Below are 25483 nucleotides of genomic sequence, written 5' to 3' on the forward strand. Positions count from 1 at the left end.
ATTTATCAACCTGTTTATTTATCAACCTGTTTTTCCGCGTTTTACCTTTCGCCTGATCCGCTAATTTTTCCCGCCTGCATTCGTTTTATAGGCACGACGCGCCTTTGCGCCTGCTGCCTACTGATGCGGATGCCGATAGATGAATGCTGAAGACTCCTTGAAACTTGCTCGCCGGTTTATCGGGTTGCCCCTGGAAAAGCGCCAGATGTTCCTTGCAGCCTTGCACAAGGAGGGCGTGGATTTCGCCCGTTTCCCGATTCCGGCCGGCATCGAGGCCGAGGATCGCCAGGCGCTGTCGTACGCCCAGCAGCGCATGTGGTTCCTCTGGCAACTGGACCCTCACAGCGGCGCGTACAATCTGCCGGGCGCGGTGCGGCTGACCGGGCGCTTGAATCTGTCGGCGCTGGAGCAGGCGTTCGCCAGCCTGGTGGCGCGGCATGAAACCCTGCGCACGGTGTTCGCCCGTCAGGCCGACGACAGCTTGCTGCAAGTGCCGGCCACCGCGCCTCTGCTGATCGAACACATGGACTTCAGCGCATTGCCTGCCAATGAGCGTGAACGTGCCGTGGCTGAGGCCGCCGAACAGCAATCGGTGCTGCCGTTCGATCTGTCGACCGGTCCGCTGCTGCGGGTGACCTTGCTCAAGCTCGCCGAGCAGGAACATGTCCTGCTGCTGACCCTGCACCACATCGTCTCTGACGGCTGGTCGATGAACGTGCTGATCGACGAATTCATCCGCTGCTACGACGCTTTCGATGCGGGCGTGCAACCGCAGCTGGCGTCATTACCGATCCAGTACAGCGACTACGCCCTGTGGCAGCGCCGCTGGCTGGAGGCGGGCGAGCAGGCGCGGCAACTGGCGTACTGGCAGGCGCAATTGGGTGACGAACACCCCGTGCTGGAGTTGCCCCTGGACCATTCGCGCCCGGCGATGCCGAGTTATCGCGGTACCCGCTACGAATTCGCGGTCGAGGCACAACTGGCCGAGCGACTGCGCAACACCGCGCAGAAGCACAACATCACCCTGTTCATGCTGTTGCTCGGCGCCTTCAACACGCTGCTGCATCGCTACACCGGGCAAACCGACATCCGCGTCGGCGTGCCCATCGCCAACCGCAACCGCGCGGAAATCGAAGGCCTGATCGGCTTCTTCGTCAACACCCAGGTGCTGCGCACGCAACTGGACGGCCAGACCCGGGTCGACGACCTGCTGCGCGCCGTCAAGGAAACCGCCCTCGGCGCCCAGGCCCATCAGGACCTGCCGTTCGAGCGTTTGGTCGAAGCGTTGAAGCTGGAGCGCAGCCTCAGTCACACACCGTTGTTCCAGGTGATGTACAACCACCAGCCGCACGTGGCCGACATGGCCTCGGTCAGCACCGCCTCCGGCCTGGTGCTGGGCAGCATCGACTGGCAAAGCCGCACCACCCAGTTCGACCTGACCCTCGACACATGGGAGAAAGGCGGCAAGCTGCACGCCGCGCTGACCTACGCCAGCGACCTGTTCGAGGCTGATACCATTGCGCGCATGGCCGGGCACTGGACGCGCCTGTTGCAGGCGATAGTCGACGACTCGACGCAAAAAGTCGGCGAGTTGCCGATGCTGACGGCGGATGAGCGGCAAGTTCTGGTGCGGGACTGGAACCGCACCGCCGAGGCCTATCCGGTCGAGCAATGCATGCACCAGTTGATCCAGGCCCAGGCCCGACGCACCCCCGACGCGCCGGCGCTGGTGTTTGGCGATCGCCAGCTCAGCTACGGGCAACTCGATGCCCGCAGCAATCAACTGGCGCACTGCTTGCGTGAGCAGGGTGTCGGCCCGGATGTGCTGGTGGGGATCTGCGTCGAGCGTTCGCTGGAAATGGTCATCGGCCTGCTGGCGATTCACAAGGCCGGTGGTGCCTACGTTCCGCTGGACCCGGAGTACCCGGCAGAACGCCTGGCCTACATGATCGAAGACAGCGCGATTGACCTGCTGCTTAGCCAAAGCACCTTGATCGGCGCACTGCCCACCGAGGGCGTCAAGGTCATCGCCCTGGATCAGGAACAGGACTGGCTCGACGGTTACAGCGAAACCTGTCCGCAGGTCGACGTGCATCCGTTGAACCTGGCCTACGTGATCTACACCTCCGGCTCCACCGGCAAGCCCAAAGGTGCCGGCAACAGTCACGCAGCGCTGGTCAATCGCTTGTGCTGGATGCAGCAGGCTTATGGGCTCGATGGCAGCGACTCGGTATTGCAGAAAACCCCATTCAGTTTCGATGTGTCGGTGTGGGAGTTCTTCTGGCCGCTGATGACTGGCGCGCGCCTGGTGGTGGCGCCGCCGGGGGCGCATCGTGAACCGGCGCAGTTGATCCGCCTGATCGATGACTACGGCATCAGTACGCTGCACTTTGTGCCGTCGATGCTCCAGGCGTTCATCCATGAACCGGGGGTCGAGACGTGCACGGGCCTCAAACGCATTGCTTGCAGTGGCGAAGCCTTGCCGCTGGATGCGCAATTGCAGGTGTTCAAAAAGCTGCCGGGTGCCGGGTTGTACAACCTGTACGGCCCGACCGAGGCGGCCATCGACGTGACCCACTGGACCTGCGTCGATGAAGGCGCCGACAGCGTGCCCATCGGCCGGCCCATCGCCAACCTGCGCACCCATGTGCTGGATGCGCAATTGCTCCCGGTTCCGGCTGGCGTGGCGGGGGAGCTGTACCTAGGCGGCGCCGGGCTGGCACGCAGTTATCACCGGCGTCCGGCGCTCACCGCCGAGCGCTTCGTGCCGTGTCCGTTCCACGACGGCGCGCGCTTGTACCGCACCGGTGACCGTGTACGGCAGCGTGCCGATGGCGTGATCGAATACCTCGGGCGCCTCGACCATCAAGTCAAATTGCGTGGCCTGCGCATCGAACTGGGGGAGATCGAAACCCGCCTGATGCAGCACGACCTGGTGCGCGAGGCCGTGGTGCTGGTTCAGGGCGGCAAGCATCTGGTGGCCTATCTGGTGCTGGAAAACGCCGACGCCGATGCGCAATGGCCGCAAACCCTCAAGGCCTGGCTGCTCGGCAGCCTGCCGGAATACATGGTGCCCACGTACCTGATGCCGCTGGATGCCTTGCCGGTGACCGCCAACGGCAAGCTCGACCGCAAGGCCTTGCCGCCACCGGACGCCGCGCCGCAACAGGCGTTCGTTCCACCGCAAGATGCCCTGCAGACCACGCTGGCGCAGATCTGGCAGGACGTATTGGGCACGCAACCTGTGGGCCTTGAAGACAACTTCTTCGAGCTCGGCGGCGACTCGATCATTTCCATCCAGGTGGTCAGTCGCGCCCGTCAGGCGGGCATTCGCCTCAGCCCGCGCGACCTGTTCCAGTACCAGACCGTGCGCAGCCTGGCGTTGGTCGCGGCGTTCGACAGCCGCAGCAGCATCGATCAAGGCCCGGTCAGCGGCGAGGTGATCCTGACCCCGGCCCAGCATTACTTTTTCGAACAGGCCATCGCCCAGCGCCGGCACTGGAACCAGTCGCTGCTGCTGACACCCCGGGAAGCGTTGAATCCTGAGGCGTTGGAGCGAGCGTTGGTTACCGTCATCAACCACCACGACGCCTTGCGCCTAAGCTTTATCGACGGCTCCGAAGGCTGGCAGCAGTGCCACGCAGCGCCAGTCGAGTCAGCTGGATTGTGGCGGCGTCGGGCGTCTTCGGCCGAAGCCCTGACCCCGCTGTGCGATGAAGCGCAACGCAGCCTCGATCTGGCAAACGGGCCGCTGCTGCGTGCCTTGCTGGTCAACCTCGACGACGGCAGCCAGCGCCTGCTGCTGGTGGTCCATCACCTGGCCGTGGACGGGGTGTCGTGGCGGGTGTTGCTCGAAGACTTGCAACAGGCTTACCGGCAAGTGGCGCTGCCCGAGAAAACCAGCGCCTACCAAACCTGGGCCGCGCACCTGCAACAGCATGCCGTCACCATCCTTGCGCAAATGCCGTACTGGCAGGCGCAACTGGCGGATGCCCGGGACCTGCCGTGTGACCATCCGCAGGGCAGCTTGCAGCAGCGCCACGGGCACAAGATCGAATCGACACTGGACGCCGAACTGACCCGCCTGTTGCTGCAACAGGCCCCGGCGGCCTATCGCACCCAGGTCAATGATCTGTTGCTCACGGCGCTGGCGCGGGTCATCTGCCGCTGGAGCGGGCAGGGCTCGACGCTGATCCAGCTTGAAGGCCACGGCCGCGAGGACCTGGGTGACGACCTCGACCTGAGCCGCACCGTCGGCTGGTTCACCAGCCTGTTTCCCGTGCGCCTGCAACCCGAGGTCGGGGCGGCGAATTCGATCAAGTCGATCAAGGAACAACTGCGCGCCATTCCCGGCAAAGGCCTGGGTTATGGGGTGCTGCGCTATCTCGGCGAGCCGGCGCAGCGCCAGCTTCTGCAGGACTTGCCGGCGCCTCGCATCACCTTCAACTACCTGGGGCAGTTCGACCGTCAGTTCGATGAGGCTGCGCTGTTCGTCCCGGCCGGGCAAAGCGCTGGTCAGGCCCAGGGCGATGATGCGCCGCTGGCCAACTGGCTGACCGTGGAAGGCCAGGTGTATGGCAGACAGCTCTCGCTGCAATGGGGTTTCAGCCGCGACATGTTCGCCGAATCCACGGTGCAACAACTGGCCGATGCCTACACCGAAGAGCTCAAGGCACTGATCGAACATTGCTGCTCGACATCACCAGGCCAGGCCACGCCGTCGGACTTCCCGCTGGCGCGCATCACCCAGGCACAACTCGATGCCTTGCCTGTTGCGGCGCCGGCCATCGAGGACGTTTACCCGCTGACGCCGATGCAACAGGGCATACTGTTCCACACCCTGTACGAACCCCAGGGCGAGGCTTACATCAATCAGTTGCGCCTGGACATCCAGGGGCTGGAGCTGGCGGCATTCGGCCGGGCCTGGCAGGCGGCAATCAACCGGCATGACATCCTGCGCAGCAGCTTCCACTGGCTGGGGCTTGAGTGCGCGCACCAGGTGATTCATCGCCAGATCGACCTGCAACTGCAAGTGATCGAAGCGGCCGATGTCGACCTCGATGCACTGGCCGCCGAAGAGCGCAGTCGCGGCTTCGAACTCGGCACCGCGCCGTTGTTCCGCCTGGTGCTGGTGCGCCAAGGAGCGCAAGACTGGCACCTGATCTACACCAGCCATCACATCCTCATGGATGGCTGGAGCAACGCGCAGTTGCTCGGCGAAGTGATCCAGCAGTATGCCGGGCAGACGCTGGCCAGGCCGTTGGGGCAATACCGCGATTATCTGGGCTGGATTCAACAGCAGCCGCTGCTGGCCGCCGAACAGTTCTGGAAGCAAGCGCTGGCGCCACTGGAAACGCCGACACTGCTGGCGCAAGCCTTGCCGACGTCCGCCGACGGGCACGGCATGGGCGAACATCAAGTGAACCTTGAGAGCACCGCGCTACAGCGTCTGAGCGATTTCGCCCGCCAGCAGAAAATCACCCTCAACACCTTGCTGCAAGGCGCCTGGGGCCTGCTGTTGCAGCGCTACACCGGCCAGTCCTGTGTGGCGTTCGGCGCAACGATTGCCGGACGCTCCGCGCCGTTGCCGGGGATCGAGCAGCAGTTGGGGCTGTTCATCAACACCTTGCCGATCATCGCCGCGCCGCAGGCAGGGCAGTCGGTGGCCCAATGGCTCAGCGACCTGCAAGCCCTGAACCTGAGCCTGCGCGAGTTCGAGCACGTGCCGTTGTATGACATTCAGGGCTGGGCCGGGCAACAGGGGGCGCTGTTCGACAGCCTGCTGGTGTTCGAGAACTTCCCTGTGACCGAAGCACTCAAGCAAGGGGCGCCGGCGGGCCTGACCTTCGGCGCGCTGCACAATCACGAGATCACCAGTTACCCGTTGACCCTGGGCATCGAAGTCGGCGCCAGCCTGCGTCTGGATTTCAGTTTCGACCGCACCCGGTTCAGCGCCGCGCAGATCAGCCAATTGGGTGCCAGCCTGTTGCAGGTGCTGGCGCAATTTGTTGCCCAGCCAAAACAGGCGCTCGCTGCCGTCAGCCTGCTGGACGCTCAGGCCCAAGCCCAGGTAATACGCGGCTCGCGTCCACCGGCACCACAACTGGACAGCCCGTTGCTGGCCCATCAGCGTTTCGAGCAACAGGCGGCACGCACGCCCGATGCGCTGGCGGTGATGGTCGGCGACGAGCGCCTGACCTACGCCCAGCTCAATGCGCAAGCCAACCAGCTCGCCCATCGCCTGCGCACCCAGGGTGTGGCACCGGGGCAGCGGGTGGGCCTGTCGGTGCGGCGCAATGCGCAACTGATCGTCAGCCTGATGGCCATTCTCAAGTCCGGCGCCGGTTACGTGCCGCTCGACCCGGATTACCCGGCCGAGCGCCTGGCCTACATGATCGAAGACAGCGGCATGGACCTGCTGCTGGCGCAACCGGGCCTGTTGGCCGATGTCGCGCTGCCGCAAGGGTTACCGCGCCTGGCGCTGGAGCCGGGCGCAGACGCCGGGTATTGCACCGCCAACCTGGTCAACCTCGCCAGCGCCGAAAACCTCGCCTACCTGATCTACACCTCCGGCTCCACCGGACGCCCGAAAGGCGTGTGCCTGGCCCATGCCGCGCTGCGCGAGTTTTGTGTGATCGCGGCGGACTATTCACAACTCACCCCGCAGGACCGCGTGCTGCAATTCGCCACGTTCAGCTTCGACGGCTTTGTCGAGCAGTGCTACCCGCCGCTGTGCGTGGGTGCTGCGCTGGTGATGCGCGGCGATGAGTTGTGGGACACCGACACGCTTTATCGGCAGATCATCTCGCGCGGCGTGACCCTGGCCGACCTGCCGGCCGCCTACTGGTTCTTGCTGGCCCAAGAGTGGGCTGCGCAACCGCAGCGTGAGAAAGGGCGCTTGCGTCAGGTCCACGTCGGTGGCGAGGCCATGTCGCTGGAAGGCCTGAAGTTGTGGCATGCCGCCGGTCTGGGCGATGTGCGCCTGCTCAATACCTACGGGCCGACCGAAGCCACGGTGGTGTCCAGCACCCATGAGTGCACGCTGGCCGATACCCGCAATCACCTTGGCGTGCCTATCGGCAAAGCGCTGCCTGGGCGTGCGTTGTATGTGCTGGACAGCGAAGGCCACCTGCTGCCGACCGGTTGCGTCGGCGAGTTGTGCATCGGTGGTGATACGGGACTCGCCCAGCGCTATCACCAGCGTCCGGGTTTGAGCGCCGAGCGTTTCATTGCCGATCCGTTTTCCGCCACGCCGGGGGCCCGGCTGTACCGCAGCGGCGACCTGGCGCGCTATCGCGAGGACGGCGCGCTGGAATACCTGGGGCGTATCGATCATCAGGTGAAAATTCGCGGATTCCGCGTCGAACTCGGTGAGCTGGAGGCGCACCTGCAAGGCCTGCCCATGATCAGCGAAGCCGCGGTGCTGGTGCACGAAGGCGTCGGCGGCAAGCAGTTGATCGGCTATGTGGTGCCGGCCAGTGATGAGCTGCTGGCGGCGGATGCGCGTCAACTCACCGACACCGTGCGCCGCGCCTTGGGCGAGCGCCTGCCGGAGTACATGCTGCCGGCGCAATTGGTGTTGCTGGCGGCGTTGCCGCTCAATCGCAACGGCAAGTTAGACCGCGTCGCATTGCCGGCCCCGGAGGTCTGGGAGGCCGAACTCGGCAGTGCCCCGCAAGGTGCGCTGGAAATCGAACTGGCGCAAATCTGGCGGCAGGTGTTGCAGGTCAGTCGCGTCGACCGGGAAAACAGCTTCTTCGAATTGGGCGGGCACTCGTTGCTGGCGACGCAAATCGTCTCGCAGATCCGCCAGCGCCTGGGCCTTTCGGTGAGCCTGCGCAGCCTGTTTGAACATCCGCGCCTCGAAGATTTCGCCGCTCAGGTGCAGGCGCTGCAACACCGCTGTGAACGCCCGGCGCTGGTAGCGGACACCTCCGGCGAACGCCAGCCGTTGTCCTTTGCCCAACAGCGCTTGTGGTTCCTGTGGAGCCTGGAGCCGGACAGTTCGATGTACAACATGCCGGGTGCCCTGCGCTTACGGGGCGAGTTGAACCTCGACGCCCTGCGCCAGACCTTCGAAACCCTGGTGCAGCGTCACGCTGTGTTGCGCACCACCTTTTACGAGGAAGACGGCCAGGCCTGGCAGCGGGTCCACGGGCAATTGCCGTTGAGCTTCGAGGCCGGCGACCTGCGGCATCGGCCGGCGCCGGACGTCGAAGCGCAGCAACTGGCCCGCGAGGAAGTCGCCCGACCTTTCGACCTGCGCCACGGCCCGTTGCTGCGGGTGCGGGTGCTGAGGATCGCGGACGACGAGCATGTGCTGTTGCTGACGGTCCATCACATCGTCGCCGATGACTGGTCGTTCCGCGTGCTGATCAATGAATTCGTCACGCTCTATCCAACCCTCAGCCGTGGCCAGACCCCGCAACTGTCGGCGCACGGCGTGCAATACGCCGACTTCGCCAAATGGCAGCGCCAGTGGCTGGAGCAGGGCGGCGAGTTGCAACGCCAGCTCGACTACTGGCAGCAGCGCCTCGCTGAGCCGCAAGCCGTGCTGGAGTTGCCCGCCGATGGCGACCGGCGCACGGCGCAAGAGGGTGCCAGTGCCCATTTCACCTTCAGCGGCGAACTCAGCCAGCAGTTGCGCGACTTTGCCCAACAGCGCGATCTGTCGCTGTTCATGCTGCTGCTGACAGGTTTCACCCTGGTCCTGCGCCAGCGTACCGAGGTCGGTCGGGTGCGCATCGGCACCGATATCGCCAACCGAAATCAAGCCGGGCTTGAAGAAATGGTCGGCTTCTTCGTTAACCAATTAGTACTGCAAGTGGAGGTCGATGCCGAGCAGTCGGCGGCGCAGTTGCTGGAGGCCTGTCGCCGTGCGGTGCTGGAAGCTTCGGACCATCAGGACCTGCCGTTCGAGCGCCTGGTGGAAGCCTTGCGCCTGCCGCGTCGGGCCGGCCGTTCGCCGCTGTTCGACATCAAGCTGATCTACCAGGAGGGCGTTGGTCGCCTGCCGTCGATGGAGGGCCTGCAGGTCGAGGACTTCCCGTCCGGACGTCAGGCCGCCGAGATCGGCATGGTCGCCGCGTTCTACAACGATGCCGAGCACATTCACTTGAGTTTCGAAACGCCGATGGGCCAGTACCTGCCGAGCACGCTGGAGTCCTTGTTCGAGCAGATCCGGGTGGTACTCGAAGCGCTGATACGCGCTGACGGGTTGCAGGTCGGCGAGTTGCTGGACCTGGCGGCCGAGGTGCAGCGCCGTGCCGATGCGCGCTTGAACGAACAACGCAAGGCCTTGCTCGGCGGCGCCATGGCAATCAAGCGTCGTTCGGCGAACCGTGGTGCGCCGGCAGCGCAATCCGCGGCGGACTGATTCAGTCGGCGGTGCCCTTGAGCGCCGCCGTCAACATTTTCTGGAGGGGTTTATGACCGTTTCAACGACCAGGTCCATGCCCAGGATGGGCCGTGGTGCCCGTAAAAGCCTGTCCACCGATCCGACGCGGCTGGTGAGTTTTGCGCCGATGTTCGAAGGCCTGAGCATGCCGCTGGTGTGCCGTCCGGCCGTGTCCGGCGTGAGCCTGGTGGAATGGGCGAGCCAGAATCGCGCGCTGATCGAAAGCAAGCTGCTGGAACACGCGGTGATCCTGTTCCGTGGCTTCCAGGTGGCCGACATCGGCGAGTTCAACCGCTGCGTCGATGCAATTTCCGGCGGCGCCCTGGAGTACCTGTTCCGCGCCTCGCCACGCACCCAGATCAGCGGCCAGTTCAAGATCTACAGCTCCACCGACTACCCGGCGCCGGAAAAAATCTTCCCGCACAACGAACACTCGTATTCGCCGGTGTTCCCGCGTCACCTGTATTTCTACTGCGACACGCCGTCGACCACAGGCGGTGAAACGCCGTTCGGCGATACCCGCCGGATCCTCGCGCGGATCGACCCGGCGGTGCGCGAAGCATTTGCCCGTAAACGCATCATGTACGTGCGCAACTACGGCGACGGTATGGGCCTGCCATGGCAGACCGTGTTCCAGAGCGAGGATCGCGGCGAAGTCGAGGCCTACTGCGCCAAGATCGGTATCCAGGCCGAGTGGAAACCGGGCAACCGCCTGCGCACCCGGCAGAACGGCCCGGCCATCGTGCGCCACCCGCTGACCGGCGAGCGCATCTGGTTCAACCACGGCACCTTCTTCAACGCGCTGACCCTGCCGGACAGCATCCGCGACAACCTGCTGCGTGAATTCGGCCCGCAGGATTTGCCGCAGAACACCTTCTTCGGCGACGGCTCGCCGATTCCCGACGATGTGATTCGCCACCTGCAAGGCATCTACCGCGAGGTGATGGTCGAGTTCGCCTGGGAGAAGGGCGACGTGGTGCTGCTCGACAACATCCTCAGCGTGCATGCGCGCAACGAATTCACCGGCTACAGAAAAATCCTCACGGCCATGGCCATCGCGCAGAAAAGCGCCGACCTGGATCAGGAATAAGGACACCCGACATGAACACCACCGCCCTCGAACCTTCGGTAGACGTATTCCAGACTTCGGCCCAGCAGGCCTTTTATTTGCGTGCCCAGGAGCTGGGCGCACGGCCGCTGTTCGCCACCCTGACGTTGCCGGTCGCCCGGCCAGTGGATGCCCAGGCGTTGCGCAGGGCACTGGAAACCCTCGGCCAGCGCCATGAAACCCTGCGCACGCTGTACCGCCGCCTGCCGGGCATGAAGTGGCCGGTGCAAAGCCTGTGCGATGGCTTGCCGCTCACACTGCTGGGCAGCCAGCCTTCGGTGGCCGAGGCCTTGAGCCGCAGCCGCGAAGTCTTGGCAGAAGATTCGAATCAGGCGCTGGTGGTGGCGCAGGTTGAAGACGGAGCAGGGCAGCCTTTCATCACCCTGCTGGCCCCGGCATGCAGCTTCGACGAGGCCTCGCTGCGGGTGCTGTCGGCTGAACTCGCCAGTCTGTTGCGCGGCGAACCCCTGCTCGAAGACGAGGACGCGCTGCAATACCTGGACTACAGCGCATGGCAGGAAGAACTGCGCGAGGAAGACATCGGCCACCAGGGCGCCGCGTTCTGGCGCAACCTGCAACAGCAGTTCGCCGTGGCCCATCGCTTGGCGTTCGAAAAAACCGTCGATGTCACGCTGGTTCGTCGTCAGGCAACGTTGATTGACGCCCAGTGGCTGGCTGGCGTGCAACGGGTCGCTGCCGGAGCTGGCGTTGAGGCAGAGCAATTGGCGCTCTTGCTGTGGACCGCATTCGTTGCGCGCATCGGCCATCAGGAAAAGCTGCTGATGGGCTGGCAGGTGGAGGGTCGCAACGAGCAAACCATCGCCACCCTCGGACGCTTCGCCCGGCGTTTGCCGGTGGCCTTCGAGCACCGCAGCCAGCAGACCCTGGCGCAAGCGCTGGTGGCGTTTGCCGCCAGCGTCGAACAGTCGCTGTCGTGGCTCGATTGTCTCAATGAATTCGAACTGAGCGCCGAAGGCACCGCGCCGCTGCGTTACGGCTTCGTCTATCAGGCCGCCATTGAAGGCGCTATCGAGGTGGACGACGCTAACCCCGAAGTCCTGCGCCTGCGGGTGCAGGGCGATCAGTTGCAGTTGTCGTGTCTTGACGGTGCGCTGCCCGAATCAATGCTGGCCGAATGGCTGGAGCAGTTTGTCGAGTTCAGCCACCAATTGCTGGGGGCGCCCGAATTGACCCTGGCCCAGGCTGATCTGCTGAGTGCTGCGCAACGGACTCGCCTTATCGAAGGCTTCAACCCGAACGCCACCGAACAGGCATTGCCGTGTCGCTTCCTGCAAGAACTGTTCAGCGAACAGGCGCGCCTGCATCCGCAGCGCATTGCGGTGAACGTCAACGGTGAGCGCCTGAGGTACGACGAACTCGATGCGCGTTCCAACCAAGTGGCCAATACCCTGCGCGCCCAAGGTGTCAAACCGGATCAGATCGTTGCGGTCTACGGCCAACGCTCGCTGGAAATGGTCATCGCCCTGTTGGGCACGCTCAAGGCCGGCGCTGCGTACTTGCCGCTGGACCCGAACTACCCGATCGAGCGGCTGGCGTTCATGCTCGCCGATACCGGCGCGCGCCATGTGCTGGCCTGCCAAGAGCTGCCGGATGCATTACGCAGTGAGCGGACCATTTCCCTGATGCCGGGGGCCGAAGTCTGGTCCGCCGCGCCAATCCGGCCTGAGCCACAGGGCGACAGCGCCAACCTGGCCTACGTCATCTACACCTCCGGTTCCACCGGCAAGCCCAAGGGCGTGATGATCAGCCATGCCAACGCCGTGGCCTCGACCCTGGCGCGCAACGCGTTCTATCGCCAGTCGCTGCGGGCATTCCTGATGCTCTCGTCGTTCTCCTTCGATAGCTCGGTGGCCGGGGTTTTCTGGGCGCTGGGGCAGGGCGCGACCCTGTGCCTGCCGGACGAAGACAGCTACAAGGATCCGGCCCGACTGGCCGAGTTGATCCAGCGCGAAGAGGTTTCCCACTATCTGACCTTGCCGTCCTACCATGCACAGATTCTTGAACACCTCGATCGCCAGGCGCTGGCCTGTGTGATCGTCGCTGGCGAAGCCTGCGGCAACGCACTGGTGCAGCGACATCGCGAGGCGTTGCCGGGGGTGGCGCTGGTCAACGAATACGGCCCGACCGAAGGCACCGTCTGGTGTTCGGCCTGGGAACTGCCGCTTGACCAGGACGATGACAGCGTGCCGATCGGCCAGCCGATTGCCGGCATGCGCCTCCACGTGCTCGGCCCGGACCTGCAACCGGTGGCCGTGGGCGTCGAAGGCGAGTTGTATGTCGGCGGTGCCGGCATTGCCCGAGGTTATCTGCAACGGGCCACGCTGACCGCCGAGCGTTTCGTCCCCGACCTGTTCGCGAAGGCGGCGGGCCAGCGCCTGTACCGCACCGGCGACCTGGCGCGCTATCGCGCCGATGGCGTGCTGGAGTATCTGGGCCGGGTCGATCACCAGGTGAAAATCCGCGGCTTTCGCATTGAGTTGGGGGAAATCGAGTCGGCCATGCGCAACGCGCCGGGCATCGAAGACGCCGCCGTCATCGCCCGGGAAACCCCGACCGGCCCGCAACTGCTGGGCTTCGTGGTGTCCCCGGCCGACACCGCCGACATCCGCCTCAACGAATTGCGCAGCCATCTGGCCGAAGCGCTGCCCGAGCACCTGCAACCCGCGCGCTTGCAGGTGCTGGAGCGTTTCCCGCTGATGCCCAACGGCAAACTCAATCGCCAGGCCTTGCTTGATCTCGACGTGCGCCGCAGCGTTTTTGTCGCGCCGCGCAACGAACTGGAAAAAACCCTGGCGGCGATCTGGGCCGAAGCGCTGCACGTCGAACGCGTCGGCGTGCATGACAACTTCTTCGAACTCGGCGGGCACTCGCTGCTGGCCACGCGCATTCGTGCGCGGATTCAGGAAGAACTGAACCTGGCGATCCCGCTCAAGCTGTTTTTCGACGGTGACACCCTGGAACGACTGGCGGCGCAGATCGAGCAGTTCCGTCAGCACAGTAAACATAAAGAAAACGATGTAGACGCCCTTGAAGCGTTGTTCGACGAAGTGGATGAGGAACACGCGCGATGAGTGCCGCACCGGACAGAATGATGACCCTGGCCCAGCGTTTCTGCGGCTTGAGCGCGGACGCCCGGCGTGCGTTGCAACAAAAGATGCACGCCCAGGGGCTGACCCTGGAACTGCTGCCGATCCCGCCACGGGATCGCGCCGTCGACACGTTGCCGGCGTCCTACGCGCAGCAGCGCTTGTGGTTCCTCTGGCAGATGCAGCCCCAGGCCACGGCCTACAACCTGACCGGTGCCTTCCGCCTGAGTGGTGAGCTGAGCCGTGAGGCGCTGGCGCAAACCCTGAACGCGCTGGTGCAGCGTCACGAAGTGCTGCGTACCACCTTCGTCTTCGATGAGCAGCAAGTACTGCAAAAGATTCACCCACGGATGGATGCGCCGCTGGTGGAAGTCAGCGCTGGCGACGAGGTCGAACTGCAACGGCAGATCGCCCTGAACGCCGAGCAGCCATTCGACCTGCAGCACGGCCCGTTGATGCGCTGCCGCTTGATCCGCCTCGATGCGCAGCAACATGTGCTGGTACTGACCTTCCACCACATCGTCACCGACGGCGGCTCGCTGCCGATCCTGTTGCAGGAGTTCACCCGACTCTATGCACAACTGAGTGCCGGGCAGCCTGCGCAGCTGCCGGAGCCGGGCATTCAATACGCCGACTTCGCCCGCTGGCAGCGCCTGTGGCTGGAGGCCGGCGAGGCCGAGCGCCAGCTCGATTACTGGCGTGGGCAGTTGGGCAATGAACACCCGCCACTGAACCTGCCGACCGACCGTCGTCGTCCGGCGATCCCGAGTCAGCAGGGGGCCAGCGTCGAGCTGGATATCCCTGCTGCGTTGACCGCTCGACTACGGGATCTTGCCCGCCGCGAAGGCTGCACCCTGTTTATGGTACTGATGGCGGCTTTGCAGACGTTGCTGCATCGCTACAGCGGCGAGCAGGACATTCGCGTCGGCGTGCCGATTGCCAACCGTACCCGCCAGGACGTGGAAAACCTGCTGGGCTTTTTCGTCAACACCCAGGTGCTGCGCAGCCAGCCACGGGCCGACCAGCCGTTTGGGCTATTGCTGGCCGAGATCAAGGCCGCGGCACTCGGCGCCCAGGCCCATCAGGACCTGCCGTTCGAGCAACTGGTCGATGGCCTGGGCGTGGAACGCAGCCTGAGCCACACGCCGCTGTTCCAGGTGATGTTCAACCACCAGCGCGACAGTGGCGGCCCACAACGTTGGGACCTGCCGGGGCTGAGTGTCGAACCGCTGATCTGGGATGAGAAAACCACCAAGTTCGACCTGATGCTCGACACCGTCGAGGGCGACGAGGGCATCCATGCGTCGTTTGTCTACGCCACCGAACTGTTCGACGCCTCGACCATCGAGCGCCTCGGCCGGCACTGGCTGAACCTGTTGCAGGCGATTTGCACTGACAGCACGGTTGCCCTGGCGGACCTGTGCATGCTCGACGCCGCCGAGCAGCAAGCCACCTTGCTCGACTGGAATCACAGTGCGGTGTTGAACAGGGATCAGGCGAACCTGTTGTGCGCCCATCAACTGATCGAAGCCCAGGCCGCCGCGCACCCGAACAACATCGCCGTGACCTGCGATGGCGTCACCCTCACTTACGCCGAACTGAACCGCCGCGCCAATCGCATCGCCCATCGCCTGCGCGAGCGCGGCGTCGGCCCGGACGTGTTGGTGGGCATCGCCCTGGAGCGGTCGCTGGAGATGATCGTCAGCCTGCTGGCGATCCTCAAGGCCGGTGGCGCCTACGTGCCGCTGGACCCGGAGTACCCGCAGGATCGCCTGGCCTACATGCTCGCCGACAGCGGCACGTGCCTGTTGCTGACCGATTCCGCGCTGTTGCCGCGCCTGCCATTGAACGAAGGCATTGAAGTGATCTGCCTCGATCACGCCAGCGACTGGCTGTCCGAGGCCAGTGCCGACAACCTGCCGAACCTGACCGCTCCAGAAAACCTGGCCTACGTCATCTACACCTCCGGTTCCACCGGCAAACCCAAGGGTACGCTGCTGCCCCACAGCAACCTGACGCGGCTGTTCAGCGCCACCGGGCACTGGTTCGGTTTCAACGCGGACGATGTCTGGAGCCTGTTCCATTCCTATGCCTTCGACTTTTCCGTGTGGGAAATCTTTGGCGCGCTGTTCTACGGCGGCAAGCTGGTGGTGGTGCCCCACGCGGTCAGCCGCTCCCCGGAGGACTTCACCCGCTTGCTCAGTGACGAGCGTGTCACCGTGCTCAACCAGACGCCCTCGGCCTTCCGCCAGTTGATGCCGTTCGCCTGCGCCGATGCGCAAAACATGGCCCTGCGTTATGTGGTGTTCGGTGGCGAGGCACTGGATGTAGCCAGCCTGCGTCCGTGGTATGACGCCTTCGACGACCGGCAGCCGTTGCTGATCAACATGTACGGCATCACCGAAACCACCGTGCACGTGACCTGCCGACCGCTGTCCCGCGCCGATCTCGATGGCGCCAACAGCTCGCCGCTGGGGGAGCCGATAGCCGATCTGCGCTGGTACGTGCTCGACCCGCGCCTGAACCCGGTGGCCAAGGGTTGCGTCGGTGAACTGTACGTCGGCGGTGCCGGCTTGGCTCGTGGCTACCACCAGCGTGCCGACCTGACCGCCACGCGGTTTGTCCCGGATCTGTTCGCCGCCGAGTCGGGCGCACGCCTGTACCGCACCGGCGATCTGGCGCGGTACTGCGCCGACGGCAGCATTGAGTACGCCGGGCGCATCGACCATCAAGTGAAGATCCGTGGCTTTCGCATCGAGCTGGGGGAAATCCAGGATCGCCTGCAAAGCCATCCGGCCATCGAGCAGGCGCTGGTGCTGGCGCCCGAGGTCAATGGCAGCCCGCAACTGGTGGCGTGGTTCACCGCTACCGGCGACGACAGCGATTTGCGACAGTCTCTGCGCGAACATTTGCAGGCCGGTTTGCCGGATTACATGGTGCCGGCACACTTGATCAAACTCGATCAGTGGCCGCTGACCAGCAACGGCAAGCTTGATCGCAACGCGCTACCCAAGCCCGACGTCGCGCTGGCGCAACAGGCTTACTCGGCACCGTTGGACGAGATGCAGGCTGCATTGGCGACGATCTGGCAAGACGTGCTCAAGCTCGAGCGCGTGGGCATCGACGATAACTTCTTCGAACTGGGCGGCGACTCGATCATCTCGATCCAGGTGGTCAGCCGGGCGCGTCAGGCCGGGATTCGCATCACCCCGCGGGACCTGTTCCAGCACCAGACCGTGCAGAGCCTGGCGAAGGTCGCGGTACGCAGCGCCGGGTTGCTCATCGACCAGGGGCCGGTGCGCGGCGAGGTGTTGCTGACGCCGATCCAGCACTGGTTCTTCGAGCAGGACATCGAGGCCCGTCATCACTGGAACCAGTCGCTGCTGCTGGAACTGCGCGAGCCGCTCGACAGCGCCAGCCTGCACCAGGCCTTGTCCGCGTTGGTGGAGCATCACGATGCATTGCGCCTGCGTTTGCGTAATGTCGATGGCGTATGGCAACAGGCCCAGGCCGAGCAGTGGAACAGCGCCGAGGTGCTGTGGCAGCGCCAGGCCGCCAATGCCGATGAACTGCTGGAACTGTGCAACGCCGCGCAGGCCAGCCTGAATCTGCAGGACGGCCCGCTGTTGCGCGCCTTGCTGGTGGACATGGGCACGGCGGGTCAACGCTTGCTGCTGGTGGTGCATCACCTGGCGGTGGACGGCGTGTCCTGGCGATTGCTGCTGGAAGATTTGCAAACCGCCTATCAACAAGCGCAGCACGCTCAACCCCTGCGTCTGCCGTCGAAAACCAGCGCCTATCAGGCCTGGGCCGCTCGCCTGCAATCCCATGCGCAAAGTGCTGAATTGGCTAGCCAGGCCGGTTACTGGCAAGACCAGTACCGCGACGTGCGGGTGGAACTGCTCGCCGACAATCCCCAAGGCAGCCTGGCCAGCCAGCATGCCGTGAGCGTGGAAACCGTGCTCGACAGCACCTTGACCCGGCAATTGCTGCAAGATGCCCCGGCAGCTTACCGTACCCAGGTCAACGACCTGTTGTTGACGGCGCTGGCGCGGGTGTTGGGCAACTGGACCGGTCAAACTTCGACCTTGGTGAAACTGGAAGGCCATGGCCGCGAAGACTTGTTCGACGACATCGACCTGACCCGCACCCTGGGCTGGTTCACCTCGATTTTCCCGGTGAAGCTCACCCCGGCCACTGATCTGGCCGGCAGCATCAAAGCAGTCAAGGAACAGCTGCGCGCCGTGCCCGACAAAGGCATCGGTTTCGGCATCCTGCGCTATCTGGCCGACGCCGGCCTTGAGGATCTGCCATCACCCCAGGTCACCTTCAACTACATGGGCCAGTTCGATGCCAGCTTCGACGAGCAGGCGCCGTGGCGTCCTGCCCGGGAAAACGGTGGCGCCGAACAGGGCGCATCGGCCGAACTGGACCGGGGCCTGAGCATCAACGGCCAGGTCTACGCCGGGCAACTGCGCCTGAGCTGGACCTTCAGCGGTGAAGTGTTCAACCCACAGACCGTACAGCGTCTGGCCGATGCCTACGCCTTGGAACTGCAACAGCTGATCGAACATTGCCTCAGCGGTGCCGGCGGGTTGACCCCGAGCGACGTGCCGCTGGTACGCGTCGATCAGGCGCAACTGGATGCCTTGCCACTGACGGCCAGCCAGATCGAAGACATCCTGCCGCTGTCGCCGATGCAGCAAGGCATGTTGTTCCACAGCCTGTTCGCCCCGGATGCCGGGGCCTACGTGCCGCAGATGCGCGTGGATGTGCAGGGGCTCGACGTCGAGGTGTTCCGCGATGCCTGGCAACAGACGCTGCAACGCCATGAAGTGTTGCGTGCGGCGTTCTTCAGCGAAAGCAATGGCTCGCTGCCGCTGCAAGTGATACTGGCCGAGGCCAGGCTGCCGATGAGCCTGCTCGACTGGCGCGATCAAACGGGCCTGCCCCACGCCCTGGATCAATTGGCGGATGAAGATCGCCTGCGCGGTTTCGACCTGACGGCGGCACCGCTGCTGCGCCTGACCCTGGTGCAGACTGCCCATGACAGCCATCACCTGATCTTCACCAACCACCACATCCTGCTGGACGGCTGGAGCACCTCGCAGTTGTTCGGCGAAGTGCTGCAACGCTACTGCGGCGTCATGCCGGCGCCGGGTGTTGGCCGTTATCGCGACTACATGAGCTGGTTGGGTACTCGTGACCGTGTCGCGTGCGAGGCGTTCTGGCTGGGGCAATTGCAGTCATTCACTGAGCCGACGCGACTGGCCGGCGCCTTTCCGGGACCGGTTGCAGGGCAGGGGTACGGTCATCGCACCCTGCACCTGAGCCTGGACCGCGCGGCCACCGAGCGCCTGAGCGGGTTTGCCCGCCAGGCCCGCGTCACGCCCAACACCCTGCTGCAAGCGGCGTGGCTGTTGCTGTTGCAGCGCTACACCGGGCAGCAAACGGTGGCGTTCGGTGCCACTGTGTCGGGGCGTCCGAGTGAGTTGCAGGGGATCGAGCAGCAGATCGGTCTGTTCATCAACACCTTGCCGGTGATCGCCACACCGCACCCCGAGCGCACCGTCAGCCAATGGATCGATGAAGTCCAGGCACTCAACCTCAGGTTGCGCGAAGTCGAATACACGCCGCTGGCGGACGTGCAGCGCTGGGCCGGTCACTCTGGCGAAGCGCTGTTCGACACGCTGCTGGTGTTTGAAAACTATCCGGTGGCGCAAGCGCTGGAGGAGGGTAACGCCAGCGCGCTGAAGTTCTCCGGCATCAGCAACCACGACCAGACGAGCTTCCCCTTGGCCATCGCCGCCGAACTGGGTGAATGCCTGGACCTGCGTTTCAACTACGACGTGGCGCTGTTCAGTGCCGAGGCCATTGAGGGTTTGAGCACTCGGCTGGTGGCGTTGCTCGATGCCATGGTCTGCGCGCCGCAACAGCCATTGGGGCGCTTGAACCTGCTCGATGCCGCACAAACGGCGCAGCAAGTCGAAGGCTTCAACCGCACCGCGCAGGCCTGGCCGGATGTGCGCCCGGTCTACCAGTGCTTCGAAGCCCAGGTGCTGCAAACCCCGGAGGCCCCGGCCCTGGTATTTGCCGGCCAGACCCTCAGCTATCGCGAGCTCAACCAACAGGCCAACCGACTGGCGCACTACCTGCGTAGCCAGGGCGTCGGTGCCGAAGTGTTGGTGGGCATTGCCGCCGAGCGTTCGCTGGAACTGGTGATCGGCCTGCTGGCGATCATGAAGGCCGGCGGCGCCTACGTGCCGCTGGACCCGGATTACCCGCGCGAACGCCTGGAACACATGTTCGACGACAGCGGCGTGCACCTGCTGCTGACCCAGCGGCATCTGCTTGAGCAGTTGCCGATTCCGGCCGCTACCACGGCGATTTGTCTCGACGACATGGCCGGTTTGCTGGACGGCCTGAGCGACGAAAACCTGCCCTGCGTGGTCGAGCTGCAATCGCTGGCCTACATGATCTACACCTCCGGCTCCACGGGCAAACCCAAGGGCGCGGCCAACCGTCACGATGCCTTGTACAACCGCCTGGCGTGGATGCAGGGCGCGTACCCACTGGACGGGCGCGACACCGTGTTGCAGAAAACCCCGTTCAGCTTCGACGTGTCGGTCTGGGAGTTCTTCTGGCCGCTGATGGTGGGTGCACGCCTTGCCGTGGCCGAACCGGGTGCCCATCGTGATCCGGCGCAACTGGTCAGCCTGATCGAGCAGTACCGGGTCAGCACGCTGCATTTCGTGCCGTCGATGTTGCAGGCGTTCGTCCAGGGCGAAGGCTTCGAGCGTTGCGCCAGCCTGCGGCAGATCCTGTGCAGCGGCGAAGCCCTGTCGGCGGACTTGCAGCACAGCCTGTTCCGCGTGCTGCCGGACGTTGGCCTGTACAACCTCTACGGCCCGACCGAAGCGGCCATCGACGTGACCCACTGGACCTGTATCGACGACGGCGGCTTCAGCGTGCCGATCGGTTATCCGATTGCCAACCTGGTGACCTACATCCTCGACGACAGCCTGCAACCGCAGGTGCAGGGTTGCGTGGGTGAGCTGTACCTGGGCGGCATCGGCCTGGCCCGTGGTTACCACAGCCGTCCGGACCTGACTGCCGAGCGCTTCGTCGCCAGCCCGTTCGGTCAGCGGGGCGAGCGCCTGTACCGCACCGGCGACCTGGCGCGCTACCGCGAGGACGGCGTGATCGAATACGTCGGCCGCATCGACCATCAAGTGAAGATCCGCGGCTTGCGCATCGAACTGGGGGAAATCGAAGCCTGCCTGCTGGAGCATCCACAGGTGCGCGAAGCCGTGGTGATCGCCATGGACGTTGGCAAATCCAAGCAGTTGGTGGCTTACGTCGTAGGTGATGCCGCTGTTGATCGTCTCAAGCAACACCTGCGCAACGCGCTGCCAGAGCACATGCAGCCGAGCCACGTGTTGCTGCTCGATCTGTTGCCGGTGACACCCAATGGCAAGCTCGACCGCCGCGCATTGCCGCAACCGGATCAGCAAGTGCGCGAATACGTTGCGCCGTGCAATGCCGTGGAAGCGACGTTGCAAGCGGTGTGGCAGGCGTTGTTCGAAGTGCCGCAAGTGGGCATGCACGACAACTTCTTCGAACTGGGCGGCGATTCCATCATCTCGATCCAGGCCGTCAGCCGGGCGCGCAAGGCCGGCTTGAGCATTTCGCCCAAGGATGTGTTCAGCCATCCGACCCTCGCCGAGCTGGCGACGGTCGCCCAACCGGTCGAGGCGGATCAAGCCGTACCGACTGTGGTTGCCGCTGCAAAGATCGAACTGAGTGAAGCGCAATATCAGGCGCTGGAACTGACAGCGGACGAAGTCGAGGACGTTTATCCGCTGTCGCCGATGCAGCAAGGCATGCTCTTCCACTCGGTGCAGGACGGCGATTCGGGGTTGTACGTCAACCAGATCGAAGTGGGCGTGCGCGGCGTGGATGGCGCGCGTTTCCGCGAAGCCTGGGCCGATGCCGCCCAACGTCACGGAATTCTGCGCACTGCATTCCTCTGGGAAGGCGACAAGGAGCCGCTGCAAGTGGTGCGGCGCGATGTACCTTCGTTGTTGACCGAGCTGGACTGGCGCGGGCTGGATGATCAGCCTGAACGCGTCCGCCAACTGGCCCTGGAGGAGCGCGAACGCGGATTCTCGCTCAATCGCGCCCCCTTGTTGCGCCTGTTGCTGGTGCGTCTGGAGGACGACCGCTATCGCCTGATCTGGACCTACCACCACATCCTCATGGACGGCTGGAGCGTGTCGCGCCTGATCGGTGAAGTGCTGCGCCATTACAGCGGTGAAGAGCACGAGCCGGTGGCCGCCTATCGCGACTACATCGACTGGCTCTGCCAGCAAGTCGCCGAGGCCAGCGAGGCGTTCTGGAAAGGCAAGCTCAGTAACCTCGAAGGCGCCACCCACCTGGCCCGCGCACTGCCGGTCAAAGCGCCGCAAGCGGGTTATCACGCGATCTACACGCACCTGAGCGCCGGGCAGACTGCGGGTTTGCAGGCCTTTGCCCAGCAACAGCAAGTGACCCTCAACACACTGGTGCAAGCCGCGTGGCTGCTGCTGTTGCAGCGCTACACCGGCCAGCGCACGGTGACCTTCGGCGCCACCGTGTCCGGGCGTCCGGAAACCCTCAACGGCTCGGAGAACATGCTCGGGCTGTTCATCAACACCTTGCCGGTGGTCAACAGCGTGCCGACTGACGTCAGCGTCGGTGACTGGCTGCGCGAAATCCAGGCCTGCAACCTCGACATCCGCGACTTCCAGCAAACCCCGCTCAGCGATATCCAGCGCTGGGCCGGGCAGGGCGGGCAGTCGTTGTTCGACAGCATCATCGTGTTCGAAAACCAGCCGGTGGACCGCACCCTGCGCGAGTGGAACGGTGATTCCCTGCGCTTTGAAGATGTCTCCGATTTCGGCCTGACCAGCTTCGCCATGGACCTGATGGTCAGCCTCGACGAAGGGCTGCGTATCGAGTACATGCACCAGCGCGACCAGTTCGACCTGGCCACCGTCGAAACCCTGCGCAGCCACATGGAAAGCCTGATGCAGCGCCTGTGCGACGACGCCGGGCGCGCCGTCGGCGAGCTCGGCCTGCTGACCCCGGACGAAGGCCGGGCGCTGGACGGCGAACTGCCGGTGGTGGCGGACGGTGACGAGACACCGGTGCACGAGCTGATCCGTCAGCGTGCGCGACTGCAACCGGATCACACTGCATTGGTCTTGAGTTATGCCGACCGCGATGCCGAGCACCTGAGCTACGCGGAGCTGGACCAGCGCTCCGATGCGTTGGCGGTGCATCTGCTGGAACAGGGCGTGCAGGCCGAAGACGTGATCGGCGTGTTCATGGAGCGTTCGCTGGAGCTGGTGGTGTCGCTGCTGGCAGTGATGAAGTGTGGCGCCGCCTACGTGCCGCTGGACCCGCAATACCCGCAGGAACGCCTGCGCTACATGATGGCCGACAGCGACATGCGCCTGCTGCTGACCCAGGAACGGCTGCGCGACACAGCGCAGTTGAATCCGGGCACGGCGATGGTCGCGGTGGACCGATTGAACCTCGACGTCGAGGCGCCGGCGCCGCAACGCGTGGTGCACGCCGAGCAACTGGCCTATCTGATCTACACCTCGGGTTCGACCGGCAAACCGAAGAGCGTCGCCGTCGCCCACGGACCACTGAGCATGCACGTACAGGCCATCGCCGAACTATACGAAATGGACCCGGGCAATCGCGAACTGCACTTCATGTCGTTTGCCTTCGATGGCGCCCATGAACGCTGGATCACCGCGCTGATCAGCGGCTCGACCCTGGTGATCCGCGACAACACCTTGTGGACCGCCGAGCAGACCCTGGCGGTGCTGCACCGCCAGCGCATCAGCGTCGCCTGCTTCCCCCCGGCGTACCTGCTGCAACTGGCCGAGCACGCCGAACTGCAGGGCGGTGATCCACCGCCGGTGCGCATCTATTGCTTCGGTGGCGATGCGGTGCCGGACGCCACATTTGAACGGGTCAAGCACACACTCAGGCCGCAATTCCTGGTCAACGGCTACGGCCCTACGGAAACCGTGGTCACGCCTCTGCTGTGGAAAATCGCCGCTGATGGCCAGTGCCAGGCGATGTACGCGCCGATTGGCCAACGCGTCGGCGCCCGCAGCCTGCACGTGCTGGACATGGACCTCAACCCGCTGCCGGTGGGCATGGTCGGCGAGCTGTACATCGGCGGACGGGGCGTCGCGCGGGGCTACCATCGCCATCCGTGGCAGAGCGCCGAGCGCTTCGTCGCCGACCCGTTCAGCAGCGAAGGCGGGCGCCTGTACCGCACCGGCGACCTGGTGCGCCGTCGCGAGGATGGCGTGTTCGATTACGTCGGGCGCATCGACCATCAGGTCAAGGTGCGCGGCTTCCGCATCGAACTGGGCGAAATCGAAGCCCGCTTGCGCGAGCAGGCCGGGGTCAACGATGCGCTGGTGGTGGTGCGGGACAACGGGCAAGGGCCGCAACTGGTGGGCTATGCGGTGGCGGCGCAAGACGATGGCCTCGGCCCGCGTTGCCAGGCGGCATTACGCGAAAGCCTGCCCGACTACATGGTGCCGACGCAGGTCGTGGTGCTGCCGCGCTTCCCGCTGACCCCCAACGGCAAGCTCGACCGCAAGGCCCTGCCGGATCCGGCCTTCACCGGTCGCGACTACGTGGCGCCGCGCACGCCGCTGGAATGGGCGCTGGCGGACATCTGGCAGCAGGTGCTGGGCATCGAGAAAATCGGCATTACCGACAACTTCTTCGAGTTGGGCGGTGATTCGCTGCGCACCCTCAAGGTGATCTCGAAAGTCCGCGCCCTGAATGAGCCTGGCTTCCAGCTCAAGCTGCGGGACATGATGGCCAAGCCGACGATTGCCGGGTTGTCCGGAGTCGATGAACAGCCGCTGCGGCAGAGTCCGCAACCGCTGTTGCTGCTCAACCAGGTGGTGAATGATCAGCCGCCGCTGTTCTGCCTGCACGCCGGTTTCGGCACAGTGTTCGATTACGAGCCATTGGCCCGGCGCCTGGAGGGCGAGCGCACGGTGTACGGCGTGCAATGCCGGATGCTGCTCGACCGGCAGTGGCACGACACCTCGCTTTTGCAGATGGCCGCCGACTACGTCGAGGCGATCCGCGCCCGGCAACCCCGGGGCCCGTACTACGTGCTGGGCTGGTCGCTGGGCGGGGCGTTGGCGTTGCTGGTGAGTGAGCTGTTCGAACAGCAGGGCCAGCATGTGGCATTCATCGGTCTGGTGGACAGCTTTGTACCGACCCAGGCCAATGCCGTTGCCGGCCCGGATGAGTGGCGCGCGGATCTGGCCGGGTTCCTCGGTGCCACCTTGGGCATGGATGGCGAGGTGATCGCCCGGGCACTGATTGCCGAGAGAGCAGGGGACCACGACGCCGTGGCGCGGATCATTCGCGCGGTGATCGACAGCGAATGCGATCAGGCCGGCGGTTACGCGCTGCTCGGCGCCGACGAATTGGCCCACACGTTCATGGTCAGCACGCGCTTGAAGACGCTGTCGCGGCAGGTCGAAAGCCTGCCGATTACGCAGACCGAGCTGCATTGCTGGTGGGCCGATGGCAACCCGACGACCGAACGCGCGACCCTGGAGCGTCAGCAACCACGGCTGCGCAAGGTGCAAACGGTAGCGGCCGGCCACTTCGATATCCTGCAGCAGGATGAGTGCCTGGACTCCGTGGTGGCGGCGCTGGGGCGGGAGGTGGTGCCGCAGCTCTAGGGCTTGCCCGCGACAAAAACAGGCTCGCCCTAATGAACGGCCCTCACGGTTCGTTTATTGGGCAAGCCTGTTTATTTTTGGAGACTAC

The 25483-nt window shown here is 64.6% G+C and carries 4 protein-coding genes; all 4 read left to right on the forward strand.

Annotation, left to right across the window (positions count from 1 at the left end; genetic code table 11):
* Positions 1–139 precede the first annotated feature (139 nt).
* The 4 genes from PMI34_RS15075 to PMI34_RS15060 are packed head-to-tail and all read left to right on the forward strand — an operon-like array spanning position 140 to position 25395.
* On the forward strand, positions 140–9376 hold the full coding sequence (locus PMI34_RS15075) for a non-ribosomal peptide synthetase (RefSeq protein ID WP_008049755.1): 9237 nt from the start codon (positions 140–142) through the stop codon (positions 9374–9376).
* 52 nt (positions 9377–9428) lie between these two features.
* The gene (locus PMI34_RS15070; protein WP_008049756.1) at positions 9429–10487 is read left to right on the forward strand and encodes a TauD/TfdA family dioxygenase; all 1059 of its coding nucleotides are present in this window, start codon (positions 9429–9431) and stop codon (positions 10485–10487) included.
* 11 nt (positions 10488–10498) lie between these two features.
* Positions 10499–13597: a non-ribosomal peptide synthetase gene (locus PMI34_RS15065; protein WP_008049757.1), complete on the forward strand. Its 3099-nt coding sequence runs from the start codon at positions 10499–10501 to the stop codon at positions 13595–13597.
* Positions 13594–25395, forward strand: coding sequence for an amino acid adenylation domain-containing protein (locus PMI34_RS15060; RefSeq protein WP_008049758.1), 11802 nt, complete (start codon positions 13594–13596; stop codon positions 25393–25395). Before PMI34_RS15065 ends, PMI34_RS15060 begins: the two co-directional genes overlap by 4 nt.
* Positions 25396–25483 lie beyond the last annotated feature (88 nt).

The organism is Pseudomonas sp. GM74 (assembly GCF_000282455.1).
GTDB lineage: Bacteria > Pseudomonadota > Gammaproteobacteria > Pseudomonadales > Pseudomonadaceae > Aquipseudomonas.